The following is a 15,449-nucleotide window of genomic DNA, read 5'->3' as shown; positions in this document are numbered from 1 at the left end:
ATAAATAATCGGAGGTCAAAAAATGAATTCTTATGATTTAATTGATTATATTTCTGAAGCTACTAAAAAAACACCTGTTAAATTTTATCTACAAGGAAAAGAACTAAAAAGTGATTTAGCTAACTATGAATATTATGGTGATGATAATTCCGGGGTTGTTTTTTGTGAGCAAAAAGAATTAAAAACTATTAGAGAAAAATTGGGAACTAAAATAAAACAATCTAGAATTGAAATGGATAGACTAAACTCAGCTATACCTTTAGCAGATTATAGTCAGTACAACTGCCGCATTGAACCTGGAGTGCAGATTAGAGATCAGGTTGAAATTGGAGACGGCTGTGTCCTAATGATGGGTGCTGTAATCAATATTGGAGCAAAAATTGGAGCAGAAACAATGATTGATATGAACACAGTACTTGGTGGAAGAGCAACAGTAGGTGCTAATTGTCATATTGGAGCAGGGACTGTTTTAGCTGGAGTTATTGAGCCACCTAGTGCTGAGCCAGTAATAGTAGAAGATAATGTCTTAATTGGTGCTAATTGTGTTGTCTTAGAGGGAGTACATATTGGCCAGGGCTCTGTTATTGCTGCTGGGTCAATTGTGATTGATGATGTACCTGCAGGCAGTGTTTATGCTGGTTCTCCTGCCAAAAAAATTAAAGATGTTGATGATAGTACTAAACAAAAAACTGAACTAATGGCAAGTTTGCGTCAACTTTAAATAAAAAATTAATAAAGGATGTTAATAGATGCGTTATTTAAAACTTTATGATAATTATGATTTTAAAATTGATAAAGCTCAAGGTGTTTATATTTATGATCAACAGGGTAATAGGTATTTTGATACTTTTGCAGGGATTGGGGCGCTGGCCCTGGGCCATAGTAATTTAGATGTAATAAATGCAATTACTAATAAATTAAATAGATATGCACATACATCTAACTTTTTTTTAGATGAAGATACTGAAAAAGTAGCTGAATTAATAACTGATCCAGGTGATAAAGCCTTTTTTGTTAATTCAGGAACTGAAGCAACTGATTTAGCTTTAAAAATTATTAAAAAGAAAATTGGTCAAGCTAAAATTCTATTTTTTAATAATTCTTTTCATGGTAGGACTTTAGGTGCTCTTTCGGTAAATGGTTTTCCTAAACTTAAAGATCAATTTAAACCTTTATTGCCTAATATTGTAGAAGCTGAATTTAATAATCTGCAAAGCCTAAAAAAAGTTATTAGCAATAATCCAGATTTAAAAGCAGTCTTTTTTGAACCAATTCAAGGTTCAGGTGGAGTTCAACCTGCTAGTCCAGAATTTGCAGCAGAACTTAAAAAACAGATTCAAGCAAATAACTTAATTTTAGTAGCTGATGAAATTCAGGCAGGTCTTTATAGAACAGCTAAAAAATATGCTTATGAACATTATAACTTAAAACCAGATTTAATTACTGTTGCTAAAGCCTTAGGTGGTGGACTGCCTTTAGGTGGAGTTATTATGAAAGGAGAAATGACAGAGGTTTTAAAACCAGGTGATCATGGTTCAACCTTTGCTCCGAATCCTCTTGCTTTAAGTGGGTCTCGGGTGGTTTTAGAAAAGCTTAAAAAAATGCAGCCTGCTATCTTAGAAAAAGGGAAATATTTTGCTCAAAAATTAGAGGAATTAGATTCTACTCAGATTAAAGAAATTAGAGGTTTAGGCTTAATGAAAGGTATAGAACTTAAAAAAGAAATTCCTAATTTAAGAGATAAAGCTCAAGCAGAAGGTCTACTACTTAATATTGTTCAAACTAAAGTTATTCGCCTTTTACCAGCTTTAACAATTACTAAAAATGAAATTGATGAGCTTGTAGAAAAATTAGCTAAAATAATTTAAGCTTAAATATTTATTTTAAAGAGGCCAATAAAAATAGTATTATGATTAGAAAAAGACACTACTCAAAGTTTAAACAAATTGAGTCAGTGTCTTTTTTTATTTAAAAATCAGGCATTTCGTCAATAGCACTTTTCTTTTCTTCAGTGTCAACATGAGTATAAATTTGAGTTGTAGATAAATTAGCATGGCCTAAAAGATCTTGCACAACTTTAATATCTTTAGTCTGGCGGTAAAGAGTAGAAGCAAAAGTATGGCGTAGTTTATGAGGAGTTATTTTATCTGCCCGACCTAAACCTGATTTTTTAGCATATTTTTTGACAAAAAGTTGAATAGTACGCGGACTGATTCTTTTGCCATGGCGAGAAATAAAAATTGCTTGCCTAGCATCATTTTCTTTGATTTTAATTGAATTTCTTTCAGGTAAATATTTTTTAATAGCTAAAATAACGTCATGATGTAAAGGAACATAACGCTCTTTATTGCCTTTACCATAGAATTTAATTGAGCAATCTTCGAAATCAAGGTTATCAAAATCTAAATTAACTAATTCGGAAATTCGAAGTCCTGCATATAAAAAGAGTTTTACTATAGCTAAATCTCTTAAACGATTGATTCCTCCATTTTCACTAATTGCATTAATAAACTGTTTTGCTTCTTTTAATTTTAAATAAATTGGTTCTAATCTTATTTCTGTTTTACTACTTTCTATTGCTTCAGCTGGATTTTGATTAACAATTCCATAATGGAGTAGGTATTTGTAAAAAGAGCGAATAGCAAAGAGCTTACGATTTCTAGTCACAGCTTTATTATCATTAATAATTACTGCATCAGCTAAAAACTCTGAAATATCAAGGCGATCAACCTCAGCTGGTTTAAAGTCAGCTTTAAAATCTAATTCTTCTTTAAGATATTTATGTAATTGATTTAAATCACTATTATATTCTTTAATAGTTAATTGAGAATAACCTTTTTCTACTTTTAAATATTTTTTAAATTTATTGAGAGCCTGTAAAAAATTAAGTTCTGAAATATTAACCACTTCCTTTGACTTAGTGAATTATTTCTTTTTAACCAGGTACCAAAATATAATCACTTCTATACTTATATTTATTCAATTAAAAAGTACAAAACCCTTTATTTTGGCTATTGACCTTCTCTGACCTTTATATTATAATGAAAATAGAGAAGAAAATAATATTAAAAATTAGATATTAAGATCTGTTGAGGCTTAAAGGAGGAATAAAAAATGGATATGGAAAAATTAACACGTAAAGCACAGCAAAGTCTGGTAGAAGCACAAAATATAGCAAGGGACTATCAGCACCAAGAGATATTTCCTTCCCATTTGTTTAAAGCTTTATTAAATCAAGATGATGGAATAGTGATTCCACTGCTCCAAAAGGCTGAGGCTAATTTAGCAGAGTTGAAAAAAGAAAATAAAAAGATCTTAGAAAAACTACCACAAGTTTATTCAGATCAGGGTGGACAAGCTTATATGTCTCAGCAACTAAATGATATAATGCGGGAAGCAGAAAAACAGGCAGCTGGACTTGATGATCAGTATCTATCGACTGAGCATTTTTTGCTTGCTATTTTAAAAAATAGAAAAAATGAATTAGGTAAAATGCTTTATCAAAAGAATCTAAACTATAATGATTTAAAACAAATAATTAAAGAAGTACGTGGAGGTAGTAAAATTGAGTCTCAACAAGGAGAGGAAGAATTTAATGTTTTAGATAAATTTACTATTGATATCACTAAAATGGCTAAAAAAGGTAAGTTGGACCCTGTAATTGGTCGTGATAACTTAATTAGAAGAGTAATGCAGGTTCTATCGAGGCGGCGTAAAAATAATCCAGTTTTGATTGGAGAACCTGGTGTAGGTAAGACTGCAATTGTAGAGGGGCTGGCCCAGAGGATAGTAAATGGAGATGTACCTGAAGGTTTAAAGCGGAAAAAGGTTATTTCTTTAGATATGGGGTCTTTAGTTGCCGGTACTAAGTTTCGAGGTGAGTTTGAAGAAAGATTAAAGTCAGTTTTAAAAGAGATTAAAAAAGCAGAGGGCCAGATTATTCTTTTTATTGATGAAATGCATACTCTAGTTGGAGCGGGAGCAACTGAAGGTTCAATGGATGCAGCTAATCTTTTAAAGCCAGCGCTGGCCCGAGGTGAACTTCACTGTGTAGGAGCAACTACTTTAACTGAATATAAAAAGCATATTGAAAAAGATGCAGCTTTAGAAAGAAGATTTCAGCCTGTACAAGTAGCTGAACCTGATCTAGAAGATACAGTATCTATTTTAAGAGGTTTAAAAGAAAAATATGAAATTCATCATGGAATTAAAATTACTGATAATGCAATAGTAGCAGCAGCTAAGCTTTCTGATCGATATCTAACAGAAAGGTTTTTACCTGATAAAGCAATTGATTTAATTGATGAGGCAGCATCTAAAATTAGAATTGAGATTGATTCGATGCCGATTGAGATTGATGAGTTGGATCGCAGAGTGAGAAGGCTGGAAACAGAAAAAGAGGCCTTAAAAAATGAAAATACCGATGAGGCCCAAGAGCGTTTAAAAGAAATTGAAGAAAATCTGCAGAATTTAAAAGATAAAAGAGATCCACTGCGTTTAAAATGGAAAAATGAAAAAGATCAGCTGGCTAAAATGCAGGAATTAAAAGAAAAAATTGATCAGATTGAATATCAAGCAGAAGCAGCCGAAAGGGAAGCTAATTACGAAGAAGCCGCTAGACTTCGCTATGGTAAATTAAATGAACTGCGTAAAGAACTTGCAGAAGTCAGCCAGAAAGTAGAAGCTTCACAGCAGGATTCAAATAATCTAGTTAAAGAAGAAGTTACAGAAGAAGATATAGCAGAAATTGTTTCTATGTGGACAGATATACCACTGCAGAAGCTGATGGAAGCAGAAAAAGAAAAATTAATTCACTTAGAAGACGAATTAGAAAAAAGGGTTGTTGGTCAACATGATGCTGTTAAAGCAGTAAGTAATGCAATTAGGCGTTCACGGACAGGACTTCAGGATGCAGATCGCCCGCTTGCTTCCTTTATGTTTATGGGGCCAACTGGAGTTGGCAAAACTGAGCTTGCTAAAACATTAGCTGAATATCTTTTTGATGATGAAAAAACATTGACTAGAATTGATATGTCAGAGTATATGGAAAGACATGCTGTTTCTAAACTAATTGGTTCACCTCCTGGTTATGTAGGTTTTGAAGATGGGGGACAGTTAACAGAACAGGTAAGACGTAATCCTTATTCTGTAATTCTATTTGATGAAATAGAAAAAGCTCATCCAGATGTCTTTAATATTTTGCTGCAAATTTTAGATGATGGTGTTTTAACTGACAGCCAGGGTAAGGAAATTGATTTTAGAAATACAGTTATTATTATGACTTCAAATATTGGTTCACAATATATTCAAGACTTAGATGATGAAATAAAAATTAAAGAAGAAATTGATGAGGCATTAAAAGGTCAGTTTAGACCTGAGTTTTTAAATAGAATTGATGAAAAAATTATTTTCCATTCTTTAACTAAGGCAGATATTTTTGAAATTATTGATATTCAAATTTCATATCTGCAGGATAACCTATCTGAGCAGGATATTGGAATTGAACTAACTAAAGCTGCTAAGGAAGAGCTTTTAGAATTAGGATTTGATCCCGCTTATGGAGCCAGACCTTTAAGAAGGGTTATTCAAAATCAGATTAAAGATGAATTAGCTATGTTATTATTAGAAGAAAAAATTAAGGCTGGAGATCAAATTGAGGTTGATTTTAAAGAGGGAGAGTTTAAGTTTGTATAGGTTTTTAATTTGAATAAACATTTTAAATAATTTTTTAAGTATTGGTGCAGGCTGGTTTAATTACTGGCCTGTTTTTTTATTTAATTTGATAATTAATTTAGTTTGAAGTATTTTTTAGTTAGAATGTATTTTTTATGTTGCTGGCCCTTTTGGAGATTTAATTAAATAAGAATTTATTTGAATTTGGTGAACGAAATTAATTTAAACTAAATAAAGGAAAAATAAGTCAGATGAAGAAATATAAGAATATGGAATCTATTAAGGGATAGGAGCTTATAAATTAAATGAGGTTAAAGTTAAATAAAACTAAAGATTTAATTTGTCTGAGCTTTGATTATGATAAAGTAGTGGTTAAAAAAATTAATTCAATTCCGGGGAGTCGCTGGAATCCTAAAAAAAGATATTGGACTTTTGCCAATAATTCTAATAATCTGGCTCTTTTTTTGGAAATGTTTAAAAAGCATTATCTGATTTTTGATTCAGAACTAAAAAACTTTGCTGGCCCAGAACTGATTGCTAATTATTTGATTAATTATTATTTACCTCAATTTGAAAAAAAGCTAAAAATTAAAGGCTATTCTCCAAACTCAATTAAAGCTTATTTAAATCATAATAAGTCATTTATTAGATATCTAAAAAAAGATCTGTTTAGTATCAAAAAGAATGATGTTAATGATTATATTTTATTTTTATTAGAAGAATTAAATAATACTCATTCTTATGCTAATCAATTTATTAGTGCTTTTAAAACTTTTAATACTTTGATTTTAAAATTAGATGGAATTAATAATAAACTACTGAGGCCAAAAAAGAAAAAGAAATTACCTCAGGTTTTAAACAAAAAAGAGGTTAAAGATATTATTGCAGCTGTTGATAATTTAAAACATCAACTTATCTTGATTTTAACTTATTCTGCTGGTTTAAGAGTAAGTGAAGTTGTAAGGCTTAAACTATCTGATATTGATTCAGAGCGAATGCTGCTTTATATTCGTTCTGCTAAGGGATATAAAGATAGGTACACTTTGCTATCTAAAGAAGCTTTAACTAAGCTTAGGCTTTATGTAAGTGACCCTCCCCCAATTTGTAGGACACTGAGTTAAGATATATAATAAACTCAGGAGGTGCCCAAAATGGGAAAAAGAAGAAGTTACACTGAAGAATTCAAAAGAGATGCTGTTGAACTTAGCATAAATTCAAATAAGACAGTACAAGAAATAGCTGATGATCTAGGAATAAATTACGGTAATTTAACCCGCTGGCGTAAAGAATATAGAGATAGTGGTGAACATGCTTTTCCTGGTAATGGAAAGCAAAAACTAACACCTGAACAACAAAAAATAAAAGAGCTTGAAGATGAACTTAGAGAAACTAAATTAGAGCGTGATATATTAAAAAAAGCAGTGGGCATCTTTTCGAAAAAACCGAAGTAATATACGGTTTTATCCGGGACCACAGAGATCAATTTCCTGTGACGAAAATGTGCCAGGTATTAGCAGTTTCCCGGTCAGGTTTCTATGATTGGCTAGATAGAGAACCCAGTCAAAGAGAAATTGAAAATAAGAAACTGAAACTAGAAATAGCTAAAATATACTGGCAGCATAGCGGCCGCTATGGAAGTCCAAGAATACATCGTCAGCTGGTAAAAGAAGGCCATAACTGTAATATAAAAAGAGTTGTGAGACTTATGCAAGTAATGGGTCTTAAGGCAATTCAGAAAAAGAAATTTAAAAAGACAACAGATTCAAATCACAATTTACCGCTAAAAGAAAATTTGCTTAATAGAAATTTTGATGTATCTAAGCCAAACAAAGTTTGGGCTTCAGATATTACATATATACCGACAGCTGAAGGCTGGCTCTACCTGGCTGTAGTAATAGATCTTTATTCACGAAAAGTGGTTGGCTGGTCAATTAATAAAAGAATGACCAGGCAGCTTGTAATAAATGCTTTGGAAATGGGAATTAAAAATAGAAATCATAAAAAAGGTTTGATCTTTCATTCTGATAGAGGCAGCCAGTATGCAAGTCATGATTTTCAGAAAGAGCTATGGAAAAATGGAATAAGATCTTCAATGAGCCGCAAAGGAGACTGCTGGGATAATGCAGTAGCAGAAAGTTTCTTCTCCACAATAAAAACAGAATTAATTTATCAAAAAGATTACAAAACTAGACAACAAGCAAGACAGGATATTTTCGAATATATAGCTGTTTATTACAACAGAATCAGAATGCATTCAACTTTAAATTATAAAAGTCCAGAAGACTACGAAAACGAGAGAAAACTATCTAAACTATGTGTCTAATTTAATGGGGGAACCTCAAAGGGCTTTTAAAGTACAAAAATATGATGAGCAGTGGCTTTTCCCTGGGCAAAAAAAGAATAAACACCTTTCAAAAAGAAGTGCCCAAAAAGTTTTTAAGCGGGCCTGTAAGAAAGCTGGTATAAAAAAAGAGGTTGGAATTCATTCCTTGAGACATTCTTTTGCTACACATTTACTCGAACAGGGAGTTGATTTAAGATATATTCAGAATTTACTGGGGCATAAAAGTTCAACTACAACTGAAATTTATACTCATGTAAGTAATAAGAATTTAATTGAAATCACCAATCCCTTTGATGCATTATAATTAACAGAATAAAGATTTTACCGAAATAACAGTCGTGAAGATCCAGCATTTCTACAAATAATGAAATGTTTTACACAAATAATTGAGTTATACGACATCGAACTTTTTTATGAGGGATACTTATTAATCTATTTTTATGGGATTATTATGAGGAAGATGAAATTAATGAAAAAATAAAATATTGGGTGGATATTTGGAGTGATTTAATTGATAATTTTAATAAAAAATATTATGGATTAGATCTAATAAATCCTCAATTAATAATTGATGAAATTAATTTTAATGAATTAAAAAATAAAAATAATAATGACTATTTTTATGATCAATTAAAGGTAATGACTAGTCAAGATCCAATATTAAAAAGTAATTTCAAATCAGAGTTTTCATTATTAAAAAAAGAATTTAAAAATAATAGTAACGACTTTTTAAGAATATTATGTTATGAAATACTTGAATTCTTTACAAAAGGTAAATATTTCAAGAAAACATTTAGTATGTTAAAAAATATATTATTAAATTCTAATAATGAAGAAAGTTCTTATAATAAAATTCGTACTTTGAGTCAAACCCTCATAGTTGAGTTATTACTTAAAGGTTACAATTTAGAAACTATCAAAAAATTACCAGAGAATATTTTTGACAAATATAATAATCATGGTGAAGTAATATCTACTAATTTCCCGCACAATGAAAGCTGGGAAGACTACAAAAATAATGGAGAATTTGATCAAGCTGCTTTTAATGAAAAAATAAAGACCATAATTGATAATTTATCAATTGAAGATAGACTAAATAAGTTTTATGAATATTGGTCTGGTAAAAAAGAGTACTATTTTATATTTGAAATAATTGGATTAAGAGGTGAAGTTAATTTTAATATAGGAAAGGTTAATTTTTATAATCCAAAAATAAAAAAATATATTAAAAATAAAAAACAAAAAAGAAATAGCGAATTTTTTAATAATGAAAATGACGACAAACTTTTTCTAAATGCAGCAGTAAAAATTGAGACAATTGATATAAAAGAAGGTGAAAATAAAGCTTTAGAATTAATTGAACGTGCTTTAGATTTATTGCGATCTTATAAAAGTCCTAAAAAGGTCAACTATAAAGTGAATAAGGCTTGCATTGTTGTTGATAAAAATGGTAGATTAATCAGAGATAATGTCAGTGTTGCTATAACAAAATATCATAAATGGCATGATTCACCTGATTTAAAACAAAATAAAATAGAACCTGAGTTAAATCAACTATTTGAATCAGTTAGTGATTTTTTGTATAAACCAATTAATAATCTTAATGAGATTGAAAAGAAAATTATATATTCTTTACACTGGTTAAGAAAAGGGGAAGAAACTTTTAAAGAAGAAGATGAATTGCTTAATTATTGGGTTGTTATAGAAAGTTTATTAAATTTTTCATCAAGAGTTTTTAGTAATAATGAAAAAGTTATTGATCTTTCATTAAAACTATTAATCCCAATAGAAATAAATAATTTTATATATAATATGGGATGGGAGTTATATTGGTATATCTGGCATTTATTAAATTCTTCTCAAGGAGCGTCTGAGAGAAGATACAACCTAAAGCTGTCAGAAGAATTATTAGAAAAATCAAATCTTGATCCCCCTCCCAATTCCAAAATTAATCTTTCTAAATTTATTGATTCTTTATCCTTAATTGAAAATGAAGTAGAAAGAAAAATAGTAAAAGATAAAGTTCAATATGCAAAACAATTTTATTCAGATAATAATTTTCTTAAAAAAGAAATTGACAACCAAATTTCTCAAATTGAAAATGATATTTTAATGATATATAGGTATAGAAATGAAATTGTTCATAATGCACATTATGAAAATACTATTATTCCATTTTATGCAAAAAAAGCTAATGAATATTCAGGTAATCTTTTAAGGAAAATTATAAAAGAATATAGTGATAAAAATATTAGTATTAAAGAAATCTTAACTAAAAGTTATGTTAACTTACAAAATTTCTTGCAAAAATTAGAACAAAAAGAAGATATAGATCTCTTGAATATTAGACTTTAAGAGTTCGACGTCGTATAACATGGGATTGGCGCCATGCCTTCTGTCATAAAGCTTGCAGGCTAACCAATCACGGATACGAAAAAGCAAGCTTTACGCCAGTTCCTAACGGAATCAGGCACGAGCGCAAATCCCAGTAACGTTATGCGACATTTTGCTAACAGTTATAGATTATTAAACTTAATTTAATGAGGGAGTGTTAAAATGGCTAATCCAAGAATTTTTGTTAGTTCAACATATTATGATTTGAAATACATAAGAGAAAATATGAAAAGACTAATTGAAGAATTTAATTATACACCTATACTAAATGAATTTGGTAATATTACATATGAACCAAATCAATCTTTAGATAAATCATGTTTTAATGAAATTGATAATTGCGATATGTTAATACTTATTGTAGGGGGAAGATATGGCTCAAGTATTGATGAAGATGATAATGATAAGAAAAAATTTTATGACAGATACACATCTATAACTTCTCAAGAATATAGAACTGCATACCAGGAAAATATACCAATATATATATTTATTGAAAAAAATGTAAATAGTGAATATTATACATACTTAAATAATAAAGGAAATGAAGAGATATCTTATGCTCACTCAGATAGTATTAATATTTATGAATTTGTAGATGAATTAAAAGAGAATTTTGCCAATAATATTATTTTCAAATTTGAAAAATTTGAAGACATTGAAAGAATACTGAAAGAGCAATGGGCAGGATTATTTCAACAATATTTAAAGAAATTAAGAACAGATGAGAAGGAAAACAGAATCACTGATACAATAGATAAATTAGAAATTGTTACAGATAGTATTAATGAAATGGTTAATGAAATGGGGAAACAATTATTAGATGAAAGTGAAGAATATAAGAAATTACTAGAAGAACAAAATAAAAAATTAATTAGTTTTTATTCAGAAAAAATTATATCAAACTTCACCTTTAATGAAATAAAAGCTCAAATAGATCAAGAAAAAGCTGAAAAAATTCTTGAAATAATTGAAGAAGAATATTTAAGTAATGATTTTTATAATAATTACAAAAAACCAGTTGATAAATTTTCTGAAAAAGAAAAAGACGAAATAACTTCTAAATGGAGAGATGAAACTAAAAAGAATATTAATAATAAATTTAAAGAAAATGATATCAATTTAACTTTAAAAGGAATCAATTTTCCTAAAACTTTTCTACTTAAAAATCTAGAGTTAGATAAAATCATTAAAAATAATGATTTATATGATATTTATAAAGAAAAAATGATAGATAATATTATCAATGATATTAATAATAAAGTGCAGCAAAACGACGCATAACATGGGATTGGCGTCATGCCTTCTGTCATAAAGCTTGCAGATTAACCAATAACGGATATGGAAAAGCAAGCTTTACGCCAGTTCCTGCGGAACCAGACACGAGCGCAAATCCCAGTAACGTTATATGCAATAATAACTAAACATCAGCAAATAATAGAAAAAGATAAAAGAAGGGTTGGGGCATCGCTAACTGAGATGTATTAACTCCTGCAAATGAAGGAAATAATAATTGTAAGTTTTCAGCGGCTTTACCAATTAACCTGGATTATTTTGATCTACAAAGTTATTTACATATATCAAAAGATAAATTAGTCACTGTTCGATCTTCACGCACTTCGTGAAGATATAATATAGTACAGAATTTATGAACTTATCTGCTGGTCAAGATTTAATATCAGAAGTCAGTAAGTTGAAGTAAAGAATGACTTTTAACGCGGCAAGTTATTACAGCATATAACATGGGATTGGCGTCATGACTTCTGTCATAAAGCTTGCAATAATAGCAGCAAGAAATATTGAAGCAAGCTTTACGCCAGTTCTTCCAGAACCAGGCACGAGCGCAAATCCCAGTAACGTTATCTGACATTATGACAATGTCACTGCAGCTAATAAGACCAAGAGAAGGGTTTTTGGTCATCGGTGGATGATATTTTTAAGCTTTCTTCGGGGAAGATAAATAGAAACTGCAGAGTTTTTATCTCAGCCTGGTGCTCTGAGGAAGATCATGATCAATCTTATGATAGGTTATAGCATTATCTTCAAAACTTCCGACTGATGGTTAAGGTTTTTTGCGGGAAGCCCGTGGCAAAAAAGAAGATAGAGGTTCGGAGTTTGAAGATAAATGATAAGCAGTAGAGTCGATATTGTCATAACAGACAGATAACATGGGATTAACGGCATGCCCTCTGGCACAAAGTCAGCACTTAAACAATTGTGGATATGATAGCTAACTTTGCTCCAGGTCTGTGGACACCGGGCACACCGCGAATCCCAGAATCGTTATCGGAAATTTATTTAAAATGAGGTGCATAATATATGATTGATTTTAGTGAATTGGATCCAGATGGAGAAGTATGGGAGTTATTTGCTCGAGATTTTCTTCAAGAAGTAGGTTTTTATATAGAATCAACTCCAGATAGAGGAAATGATCATGGAAAAGATATACTTGTATCTGAAGAAATATCAGGCAATTTAGGTAAATATAAATTCAAATGGTTAGTTAGTTGTAAAAACTTTGCTAATAGTAATAGAGCAGTAAATGAAAGTAATGAACAAAATATTTTGGAACGGGTAAGAAGTTTTAAAGCAGATGGTTTTATTGGCTTTTATTCTACTATAGCATCTTCTAATTTAAATAAGCGTTTATTTGATCTAAAAAATAATAAAAATATTAAAGACTATAAAATATTTGATCATAAACTTATTGAAAACTATTTAATTAGAATAGGGTTTTCAAAACTTTTAATGAGGTATTTACCTGAAAACTATAAAGAAATCAAACCCTTACATCTAATAGTAGATGAATATTTACCTTTAGAGTGTAGTGTTTGTGGTAAAGATCTACTTCCTGATTTATATAATAACCAATATGGAAGCAATATAGTTTTTGTAAAAAAAGTTGAACGTAATGAAGATTCAGAAATAGAAAAAACTATTTATAAAGATATATATTGGGCTTGTAAGGGTGAATGCGATAGAAAATTAGAAAAAAATTATGTTGATTCTGGTTTTACAAGCTCTTGGGAAGATATTGGTGATATAATTAAACCTACAGTATATTTAAGATATCTATTTGGTATCATGAATATTTATAAGGATAATACTAATATTATTACTGATGTTACAGATGAAAAAATTAAACATTTTTTTACAGCAATAGGACAAAAGGTATTAAGAGAAATGACTGAAAAAGAAAGAGAAAGAGTAAAAGATTTATTTGGCTATGGTTTATTATAAGAATAAATAAACTTCCGATAACATGGGATTGGCGCCATGCCTTCTGTCATAAAGCTTGCAGGTTAACCAATAACGGATATGAAAACGCAAGCTTTACGCCAGTTCCTGGCGGAAACAGGCACGAGCGCAAAATCCCAGTAACGTTATATGACATACTTAATTTATAGGGAGGAAATGTATATGTCTAAAGACTTAATAACTTCAATAGGTGAATCATGGTTAATAGTTCTAATAATCTGTGTATTTATACTTATCATTATATTTAGAAAAGAACTAAAAATGATTTTAACAGGAAAAGATTTTAAAATTAAAATGAGAGATGCTGAAGTAGAAGTTAAAAAAAGCAAAAATGATTCACAAAATAATACTAGTGAAGAAGTAGATATTTCACAAGAAGATGATTCTAGTTTAATGGAAACTGAAGAAATGGATATTAATTTAGAATATGAAGAAGAAGATAAGAATTGGAAAGATAAATTACAGATAGCATTCTTGGATAAAGATAAAGAGTCATTAGATGACTTATATAAAAAAATGAGTGAAGAGAAACCAGAAAGTTTAGAAAAAACAGAAGACACTGCAATTTATCTTTATTTCAGTTACTTTTTAGGCGATTTAGAAGCTTTAGAAAAATTAAAAAAGTTGGAAAAAAATAATGAATACCCTAAGGTTGAAGAATATATATTGAGAATTATTGGTTTCTGTTATAAAAAAAATAATAGATTAAATAAAGCAAAAGATTATTTTGAAAAAGCAGCAGAAAAATCGACTGATCTATTGCAAAAAGCAAAAGATATGATTTTTAGTTCAGAGTGTGTTTTTGAATTAAATAATAAAAAAGCTTATAAAAAGATCATGTCATTAATAACTAATGAAACAGATGAAAATATTTTATTTATATATTATAAGTCACTTGCTTCGCTTTATAAAAAAGCTGATGAAAAAGAGTTAAGAGTGTTTGCTTTAGAAAAAGCATTGGAATTCAAATCAGAAAAATCAAAAATATTTAATATGGCGTATGGATATAGTAATTTAAGCGAATTTAATGATTTATCATTATTACATTATGATAATTTAGTAAGTTCTGATTTTGAGTATAATTATGCTTTAAACAATATTGGTGTAATTTATGGAAAATTAAACTTAGCTGGAATGAAAATTGATGCCTATAAAAAATCTATAAAAAAATGTAATAATACTTTATCATCAGCAAATTTAGCTCAAGATTATATAAATTCTGGATTTTATAAAGAAGCTTCTGATGTTCTTAATAAAGCGATGCTAGAAGATAATACTCATGAAAATGTAGGTTATCAGCTTAATAGATTAAGAAATTTAGAAAATAATGAAGAAAAAAGAAAAGAAAAAATTATAAAAAATGCTGGTATAAAACAAAGGTTTTTAAGAAATTATTCTAAAGCGTATTTCAATCTTATTGATAAAAATATAATCATTGACGGTTTATGGAAATTTGAAAATGAAAAAGAATTAAAGATTAAGCAATCCGGAAAAATAATACAAGGTTTTTGGTATCAGGGTAGTAAAGAATGTAAGTTTAATGGAGAAATGTTTAATAGAGCAGCATCTTTAGAAAAGTATACTAAAAAATTTGATTTTTCTAGTAGTGCAGAGAAGTTTAAAAAAGATAACCAGAAAGGATATTTATATATATCAGAAAATGAAAAAACTTTATTTATAATGATAATAAATCTAGATAATGTTGATAAATTTTTTATTAAAAAATTAACTAGACAATAATCTTTTGATTTTTATAGATAAGTACGTCATATAACATGGG

General features: G+C 29.2%; 11 protein-coding genes. 10 read left to right on the top strand and 1 reads right to left on the bottom strand.

Going from position 1 to position 15,449, the window contains the following annotated elements; translation table 11 throughout:
- Positions 1-22 precede the first annotated feature (22 nt).
- Entirely contained in the window at positions 23-721 is a 699-nt protein-coding gene (gene dapD / locus HPRAE_RS05595) for a 2,3,4,5-tetrahydropyridine-2,6-dicarboxylate N-acetyltransferase (RefSeq protein ID WP_014553260.1), read from the top strand.
- Between the two features lie 28 nt (positions 722-749).
- A complete protein-coding gene (locus HPRAE_RS05590; protein WP_014553259.1) occupies positions 750-1,868 on the top strand; it encodes an aspartate aminotransferase family protein in 1,119 nt (372 codons plus the stop codon).
- A gap of 100 nt (positions 1,869-1,968) precedes the next feature.
- Here the strand turns inward: HPRAE_RS05590 and HPRAE_RS05585 are convergent, their stop codons facing one another.
- Positions 1,969-2,907, bottom strand: coding sequence for a tyrosine recombinase XerC (locus HPRAE_RS05585; RefSeq protein WP_014553258.1), 939 nt, complete (start codon positions 2,905-2,907; stop codon positions 1,969-1,971).
- 207 nt (positions 2,908-3,114) lie between these two features.
- Here HPRAE_RS05585 and clpB point away from each other — a divergent pair, with 207 nt between their 5' ends.
- The 8 genes from clpB (at position 3,115) to HPRAE_RS05540 (ending at position 15,409) form a co-directional block, all read left to right on the top strand.
- Positions 3,115-5,694, top strand: a complete 2,580-nt coding sequence (gene clpB / locus HPRAE_RS05580) for an ATP-dependent chaperone ClpB (protein WP_014553257.1) — start codon at positions 3,115-3,117, stop codon at positions 5,692-5,694.
- A gap of 284 nt (positions 5,695-5,978) precedes the next feature.
- Positions 5,979-6,794, top strand: a complete 816-nt coding sequence (locus HPRAE_RS05575; RefSeq protein ID WP_083787852.1) for a tyrosine-type recombinase/integrase — start codon at positions 5,979-5,981, stop codon at positions 6,792-6,794.
- A gap of 30 nt (positions 6,795-6,824) precedes the next feature.
- Positions 6,825-7,996 (top strand): IS3 family transposase gene (locus HPRAE_RS05565; protein WP_148220544.1). Its coding sequence is split into 2 segments (ribosomal slippage): positions 6,825-7,083 and positions 7,083-7,996, totalling 1,173 coding nucleotides; the frame shifts between segments, so codons are not numbered across the junction.
- A 4-nt stretch (positions 7,997-8,000) separates the two neighbouring features.
- Positions 8,001-8,321, top strand: coding sequence for a tyrosine-type recombinase/integrase (locus HPRAE_RS05560; RefSeq protein ID WP_050755996.1), 321 nt, complete (start codon positions 8,001-8,003; stop codon positions 8,319-8,321).
- A gap of 185 nt (positions 8,322-8,506) precedes the next feature.
- Positions 8,507-10,372, top strand: a complete 1,866-nt coding sequence (locus HPRAE_RS05555; protein ID WP_014553256.1) for a hypothetical protein — start codon at positions 8,507-8,509, stop codon at positions 10,370-10,372.
- A 201-nt stretch (positions 10,373-10,573) separates the two neighbouring features.
- Positions 10,574-11,695, top strand: a complete 1,122-nt coding sequence (locus tag HPRAE_RS10905; RefSeq protein ID WP_014553255.1) for a DUF4062 domain-containing protein — start codon at positions 10,574-10,576, stop codon at positions 11,693-11,695.
- Positions 11,696-12,730: 1,035 nt separating this feature from the next.
- Positions 12,731-13,651, top strand: a complete 921-nt coding sequence (locus HPRAE_RS05545; protein WP_014553254.1) for a PDDEXK family nuclease — start codon at positions 12,731-12,733, stop codon at positions 13,649-13,651.
- 180 nt (positions 13,652-13,831) lie between these two features.
- On the top strand, positions 13,832-15,409 hold the full coding sequence (locus HPRAE_RS05540) for a tetratricopeptide repeat protein (RefSeq protein ID WP_014553251.1): 1,578 nt from the start codon (positions 13,832-13,834) through the stop codon (positions 15,407-15,409).
- Positions 15,410-15,449 lie beyond the last annotated feature (40 nt).

The organism is Halanaerobium praevalens DSM 2228 (assembly GCF_000165465.1).
In the GTDB taxonomy this organism is placed as follows: domain Bacteria; phylum Bacillota; class Halanaerobiia; order Halanaerobiales; family Halanaerobiaceae; genus Halanaerobium; species Halanaerobium praevalens.
The sequence above is the reverse complement of the archived record's forward strand: the minus strand, read 5'-3'. Positions and strand labels throughout refer to the sequence as shown.

Excerpts from the sequence above, each read along its gene's own strand:
- HPRAE_RS05540 (WP_014553251.1), top strand. The coding sequence starts at position 13,832 with ATGTCTAAAGACTTAATAACTTCAATAGGTGAATCATGGTTAATAGTT.
- HPRAE_RS05590 (WP_014553259.1), top strand. The coding sequence starts at position 750 with ATGCGTTATTTAAAACTTTATGATAATTATGATTTTAAAATTGATAAA.
- dapD (WP_014553260.1), top strand. The coding sequence starts at position 23 with ATGAATTCTTATGATTTAATTGATTATATTTCTGAAGCTACTAAAAAA.
- clpB (WP_014553257.1), top strand. The coding sequence starts at position 3,115 with ATGGATATGGAAAAATTAACACGTAAAGCACAGCAAAGTCTGGTAGAA.
- HPRAE_RS05545 (WP_014553254.1), top strand. The coding sequence starts at position 12,731 with ATGATTGATTTTAGTGAATTGGATCCAGATGGAGAAGTATGGGAGTTA.
- HPRAE_RS05575 (WP_083787852.1), top strand. The coding sequence starts at position 5,979 with ATGAGGTTAAAGTTAAATAAAACTAAAGATTTAATTTGTCTGAGCTTT.
- HPRAE_RS05560 (WP_050755996.1), top strand. The coding sequence starts at position 8,001 with ATGGGGGAACCTCAAAGGGCTTTTAAAGTACAAAAATATGATGAGCAG.
- HPRAE_RS10905 (WP_014553255.1), top strand. The coding sequence starts at position 10,574 with ATGGCTAATCCAAGAATTTTTGTTAGTTCAACATATTATGATTTGAAA.